This is a genomic window from Cellulomonas sp. P4_B5_2 (assembly GCF_056402235.1).
The window spans coordinates 1-6,402 of the sequence record NZ_JBFUHU010000220.1 but is presented as its reverse complement, the minus strand read 5'-3'; the positions used below and the strand labels follow the sequence as shown (position 1 = coordinate 6,402).

Here is a 6,402-nt window from a genome sequence, read left to right as displayed (position 1 = left end):
GCCCGCGCCCCCTCCGGTGTCGCGGGCCGGTCCACAGGAGGAGGTCACCCGTGACCGTCGCCACCCGACCCGAGGTCGGCACCGAGCCGCCTCCGGCACGACCTCGCCGCCGGAGCTGGATCGCGGCCGCCGTCGTCGGCCTCCTGCTCGTGGGCGGGGGCGCGTGGCGACTGGCCGAGCGGGAGCACCGGGCCGACGTCCGCGCGCAGACCGTCGCGGTCTCCGCCGACGACCTGGCGGCGCGGTTCGGGATCCGGGTCGACCTCATCGCCGTGACGGCGGCCGGAGGGCTCATCGAGTTCCGGTACCAGGTGGTGGACCCGGACAAGGCGGTGGCGATGATCCACGACACGAGCATGCGTCCCGTCCTCGTGGTCGAGGACACCGGACAGACGCTGGTGCTCGCGTCGCCGCACCGCCACAGCGCGGACCTCCAGCTGGGCGGCACCTACTACTTCCTCATCGCCAACGCCCACAACGCTCTCCACGACGGGACGTCGGTGACTCTGGTGATCGGGGACGACCGCGTCGAGCACCTCGTGGTCGAGGGATGAGCAGCAGCGCGCTCCGCGTCGCGCGGCTCCCTCTGTCCGTCCTGGTCGCCGCGCTCGTCATGGTGCTGCTCGGCGCGTCCCCGGCCGCGGCGCACGGCGAGCTCGCCCGCTCCGACCCGCCGGTGGGTGGAACGGTCGCAGTGGGCCGGACGGAGCTCACCCTCTGGTTCACGGAGGCGGTCGACCCCCGGACCAGCACCGTCGCGCTCCGGACGATCGACGGCGTCGACGTGCCGGTGACCGTGTCGACGACGGGCGACGGGTCCGTGCTCGGCGTCGTCACGCCCCCGCTCGCCCGGGCGACCTACGTGCTCGACTGGCGCACCCTCTCGCTCGACGACGGCCACCAGTCCAGCGGCTCCGTCGTCTTCGGCGCGGGAGTGCGACCGAGCGTGGTGCCGACGGCGGCCGGCGGCCTTCCCGCCGCACCGGCGGTCGTCCTGCGCTGGCTCGACCTGTGCGCACTCATGATCACGATCGGCGCGCTGGCCGTCTCCGGGCGGGTGCTGCGCTCGACCGGTGAGCAGGGCCACCGGGCACGCCGGAGAGCGCGCGTCGTCGCGGCGCTGGGGGCCGGGGTCGCAGTCGTCTGCGGCCTGCTTGCCCCCCTCCTGCTCACCCGCGACGACCCCGGGCTCCGGCCCGCCGCCGCCGTCGACCTGCTGACCGGGACGCCCTGGGGGCACCTCTGGCTGGCGCGCGAGCTCGTCCTCGTCGTGGCTGCCGTGGCGCTCGCCCGGTGGGCGACGACGCGCGACGGCTCACGTCCGCTGGTGCGTGCCGCCGTCGTCGCGCTGGCGGCCGTGGTCGGGCTGGAGGCCGTGGCGGGGCACGCCGCCACGCTCCCCGCCCGATCCGTTCCGGCGGCGCTCGCCTCCGCGTCCCACCTGGTCGCCGCCGGGGTGTGGGCCGGCGGGGTGTCGGTGCTCGCCGTGTGCCTGCTGCCCTCGCTGCTCCACGACTCCCCAGCCCGGGGGCCKGCGATGGCACCGGTGTTCCGGGCGTTCAGCCCCATCGCGGCGGTGGCGACGGTCGTCCTGCTCGCCACCGGGCTGTACGAGGCCGGCAGGCACGTGCCGACCGCCGGCGCGCTCGTGACGAGCGTCTACGGCGCCGCTGTCGTCGGCAAGGCGGCGCTGCTCGCCGTTGCCCTGACCGTGGCTGGGGTCAACACGCTGCTGGTCAACCCCGCGATCGCGGCGCCTGTCGGCCGGCGCCTCGGACGCCCGGCGGGGTGGGCGCCCGTGCCGCTGCGCAGGTTCCCGGCCCTGGTCGCCGCCGAGGTGCTGGTCCTGGTGGCCGCCGTCGGCGCGGCCGCGGTCCTCACGTCGGTCCCGACGGCGCGCGAGGTCGCCTCGGCGACCCGGGACACGACGGTGCACGCGACCAACGTCGACGGGCTCTTCGTTACGTTCGAGGTCGTCCCCGCCGGCCCTGAGGCGAGTCGGCTGATCGTGCGGATCCGCTCCACCGTGAAGCCCGAGCCCGCCCCGGTCAGCGCCGTCGAGGTCCTGCTCGAGGGCCCCGACGGGACGATCCACGCGGCGCTCGAGCCCGTCGAGCCCGGACGCTACGAGGCCGAGACCATCGCCCCGGCACCGGGCCGATGGACGGCATCGGTCGCGGTCCAGCGCCGCGACCTCCCGATCACGGTGACCCGGACGGCGTGGACCGTCGCACCTCCGGTATCCGACGGACCCAGCACGGCCGAGCTCGCGACCACCGCCCTCGCCGTCCTGCTGCTCGTCGGCACGGCCGCCGCGATCCTGCGCACCCGCCGTCGCGCAGAGGCCACGATCGTCCCGGACCAGCTCGTCGGGAGCTCGCGATGAGGCGGCCCATCGCCGCGGGCACCGTCGTCGCGGTGCTCCTCGCGCTGCTCGGGGCCCCGGCGGCGGCGCAGCCCGACTCGGACGGCGGCGCATTGACCCCGCAGGTCGCCGCACTGCTCGCCGACGCCCCACCCGACGGCATGGTGTCCGTTGTCGTGACCCTGCGCTCCCGTGCGGACCTTTCGGACGTCCGTGGCACCCGGGCGGCACGCCTGCGGACGGTCGTCGCCCGGCTGCGGGCACGGGCGGCCGCCGCCCAGGCGCCGGTCCGGGCGATGCTCCGGACGCGCGCAGACCACGGAGAGGTAGCGGACGTCACGCCGCTCTGGATCGTCGACGGGATCTCGGTGACCGCCACACCCGGTGTCGTCCGGGCCCTCGCCGCTCGCGCCGACGTCGCCGCCGTCACGTCCGACCGGATCCTCGTCGTACCGGCCGTCGGTCCTGCGGAACCGAACGTGGCCGCGGTGCGGGCGCCGGCCCTGTGGGACCTGGGCCAGACGGGCCAAGGCGTGGTCGTCGCAACGCTGGAYAGCGGCGTCGACGTATCGCACCCCGACCTCGTGGGCCGCTGGCGCGGCGGGACGAACAGCTGGTACGACCCCTACGGCGAGCACCCGACGACCCCGACCGACCTGACCGGTCACGGCACCGCGACGACCGGCCTGATCGTGGGCGGTGACGCGGGGTCGACGGCCGTCGGCGTCGCGCCTGGGGCCAGCTGGATCGCCGCGCGGGTCTTCAACGACCGCGGCGGCGCGACGACCACCGCGCTGCACCAGGCCTTCCAGTGGGTGCTCGACCCCGACCGTGACCCGAGCACGGCCGACGCGCCCGACGTGGTCAACGGCTCCTGGTCGATCGGCGCGGGCCCCGGGTGCGACCTGACCTTCCAGCCGGACGTCCAGGCCCTGCGCACGGCAGGCATCCTGCCCGTGTTCGCCGCGGGAAACTTCGGGCCGGGAGCCGCGAGCAGCGTCAGCCCCGCCAACTACCCGGAGTCCCTGGCGGTCGGAGCGGTGAACGGCGACGACCTCGTCTACGGATCGAGCAGCCGCGGGCCCTCGACCTGCGGGGGGCGGGACGGGGCGTACCCGGACCTGGTCGCGCCGGGGGTAGACGTGCTCACCACCGACCGGTACGGCCTCTACCAGGTGGCGACGGGGACCTCGGTGTCGGCCCCGCACGCGGCGGGCGTGCTCGCGCTGCTGCTCGGGGCGGTGCCCGGGCTCCCGGTCGAGCAGCAGCGTGCCGCCCTCACCGGCACCGGGGTCGACCTCGGTCCCGCGGGACCTGACCCGACGTACGGCTCGGGCCGGCTGGACGCACTGGGCACGTACCAGTGGGCGATCAGCCGACCGGGCGTCTCCATGACGCTCGACCCCACGACGGTCCGCGTGGATCGCGGCGTCGCCGCGACGGTCTCCGTCGGCATCACCCCCGTGAACGGCTTCGCCGACGACGTCACGCTCGCGCTCTCGGGTCTCGGTGCGCACGAGGCTACCTGGACGTTCACCCCGGCGGTCGTGTCGTCCGGCTCGGGCACCGCCCAGCTGTCGGTCAMCCCGTCGCCCACCCTGCCGCCGGGCGACTACACGCTCACCATCACGGCGACGAACGGTTCCACCTCGGCAACCTCCCCCCTCGCCCTGACCGTCACGATCCCACCGGGCACGGACCTCACCGGGCCGACCACCACCGCACCGACGCTGGTCGGGACGCCGACCAACGGCGGCGACGACGTCACCGTGCACGCCACCGCCGACGACACCGCCACCGGCGGCTCGGTCGTGGACGCCGCCGAGTACTTCCTGGACAACGTGGGCGCCAACGGCACCGGGACCGCCATGACGATGACGCCGGCAGCCTCGCTCGCCGAGCTGACCGTGACGATCCCGACCGCGAACCTGGAGATCGGGTCGCACGTGGTGTCGGTGCGGGGTCGGGATGCGGCGGGCAACTGGGGGCCGGTCGCGACCGGGACCCTGGTGGTCGACAAGGTCCGACCGGTGATCTCGGCCCTGACCGCCACACCCAACCCGACCCTGGGCGCGACCACGATCACCCTGACCGGGACCGCCACCGACACCTCTGCCCTGAGCCGCGCCGAGTGGTTCCGGGGCACCGACCCCGGCCTGGGCCTGGCCACCCCGATGGCGATCACCGGCACCGGCCCGACGTACACCCTGACCACCAGCATCGACGTGACCACCTGGAACGAGGGCACCCACACCCTGAGCGTGCGCACCCTCGACGCCGCCGGGAACTGGTCGACCCCCACCACCACGACCGTGGCCGTGCGCGCCCCGATCGTGTTCTCCACCCTCGGCAACACCAACCCACCCGGGGTGGCCGGCACCCCCGACGACGCCGACCTGTACACCTGGAACGGCACCACCTACACCCGCACCCTCGACGCCACCACCCTCGGGCTGCCCACCGGCGCCAACACCGACGGCTACGACCGCGTCGACGCCACCCACTACTACCTGTCCTTCGCCAGCGACACCACCGTGCCCGGCCTGGGCACCGTCCAGGACGAAGACATCGTCTACAACAACGCCGGCACCTGGTCGGTGTTCTTCAACGGCACCGCCCACGGCCTGACCGTGGCCAACCTCGACCTGGACGCCATCAGCATCACCGGCACCACCGTGTACTTCTCCACCCTGGGCAACACCAACCCACCCGGAGTGGGCGGCACCCCCGACGACGCCGACATCTACTCCTGGAACGGCACCAGCTACACCCGCGTCCTCGACGCCACCACCCTCGGACTACCCGCCGGCACCAACGTCGACGGCTACGTCCGCACCGACGCCACCCACTACCTGCTGTCCTTCTCCACCCCCACCACCACCATCCCCACCCTGGGCACCACCCAAGACGAAGACATCATCGCCAACACCACCGGCACCTGGTCGACCTACTTCGACGGCACCACCCACGGCCTGACCACCGACAACCTCGACATCGACGCCTTCGACACCCCCTGAACCCACCAACCGGCTCTGGCCGTTCCGCCGGTGCGAGCAGGGCGATCAGTCACGATGACGGCGGGCGAGCCTCGCGTGGTCGTGCCACTGGGGCGACGACCCCGCGCAGGGTCCCGCCCCCCGGCGGGGCCCCTCACTCGAGGGTCACGCCAGCGTGGCGACGACGACGGCCAGCGCCGGGACGCCCTCGCCGAGCGCACTGAGCCAGAGCCGGCGCTCGGAGACGTACAGGACGAGGGCGAGGAGCACGTGGCTGGCGCACACGACGAGCACCAGCGCCCGACCCACCGCCGGGTCACCCACGTGCAGGATCAGGAGCCCGAGCAGGCCGGCAAGTCCGAAGCAGAGGTTGTAGAAGCCGACGTTGACGGCCCACATGCGCACCGCCGGGACGTCCTGCGGCTCGATGAGGAAGATCGGGTAGAGGGACGGGCGGTCGTGGAAGAAGGACTCCAGGACCCACATGACGATGAGCACCAGAGAGACCAGCAGGGCGACGACCTGGGCGAACGCGTTCATGAGCGGACTCCTGTGCGGAGGGCGAGCTGCGGGACCGGGGTCCCGGGGAGCCGCCGGACAGCGGCGGTGCGACCGGTGAGCAGCAGGAGGAGCGCCTGGACGGGCCCCTCCACCGGCTGCCCTTCGCCCGCAGACCAGTCGGTGTCGGTGGCGACGAGCCGGTGCCCTGCGAGGCGCCGGCGGGCGTGGAACGGGAACGACCGCCGCCACACGAGCGTCGCGGCCACGGCGGCCGCCTCCGGCGGCATGGGGTGCTCACGGCCGAGCGGGACGGCGATGTCCTGGGTGTGCACGAGGACGTCGAGCAGCGGGTCGACGTAGGTGGTGCCCACCGGGTGCCGCCGCGATCCGGCGAACCGGCGGTAGTCCTCGACGATCTGCGCCGTCGGGCGGTGCGACCATCGCCTGGCCTCGGCGGCAATCGCACGGTCGAAGTCGCCCCGCGCTCGCACGAGCGACCGCACGACGTCCGCCGGGGTCGCCTGCGGCGACGAGATCACG

The 6,402-nt window shown here is 74.2% G+C and carries 5 protein-coding genes; 3 read left to right on the top strand and 2 right to left on the bottom strand.

Going from position 1 to position 6,402, the window contains the following annotated elements; all coding sequences use genetic code 11:
- The first annotated feature begins 50 nt into the window (after nucleotides 1-50).
- The 3 genes from AC1DUQ_RS15355 to AC1DUQ_RS15345 are packed head-to-tail and all read left to right on the top strand — an operon-like array spanning nucleotide 51 to nucleotide 5,382.
- Entirely contained in the window at nucleotides 51-554 is a 504-nt protein-coding gene (locus tag AC1DUQ_RS15355) for a hypothetical protein (protein ID WP_477063171.1), read from the top strand.
- Nucleotides 551-2,386, top strand: coding sequence for a copper resistance CopC/CopD family protein (locus AC1DUQ_RS15350; RefSeq protein ID WP_477074087.1), 1,836 nt, complete (start codon nucleotides 551-553; stop codon nucleotides 2,384-2,386). Before AC1DUQ_RS15355 ends, AC1DUQ_RS15350 begins: the two co-directional genes overlap by 4 nt.
- The gene (locus AC1DUQ_RS15345; RefSeq protein WP_477074086.1) at nucleotides 2,383-5,382 is read left to right on the top strand and encodes a S8 family serine peptidase; all 3,000 of its coding nucleotides are present in this window, start codon (nucleotides 2,383-2,385) and stop codon (nucleotides 5,380-5,382) included. Before AC1DUQ_RS15350 ends, AC1DUQ_RS15345 begins: the two co-directional genes overlap by 4 nt.
- Before the next feature lie 144 nt (nucleotides 5,383-5,526).
- Here the strand turns inward: AC1DUQ_RS15345 and AC1DUQ_RS15340 are convergent, their stop codons facing one another.
- The gene (locus AC1DUQ_RS15340) at nucleotides 5,527-5,901 is read right to left on the bottom strand and encodes a DUF1304 family protein (protein ID WP_477062895.1); all 375 of its coding nucleotides are present in this window, start codon (nucleotides 5,899-5,901) and stop codon (nucleotides 5,527-5,529) included.
- Nucleotides 5,898-6,402: maleylpyruvate isomerase family mycothiol-dependent enzyme (locus tag AC1DUQ_RS15335; protein ID WP_477074085.1), on the bottom strand; the 505-nt coding region annotated here is incomplete at its 5' end. The genes AC1DUQ_RS15340 and AC1DUQ_RS15335, both read right to left, overlap by 4 nt.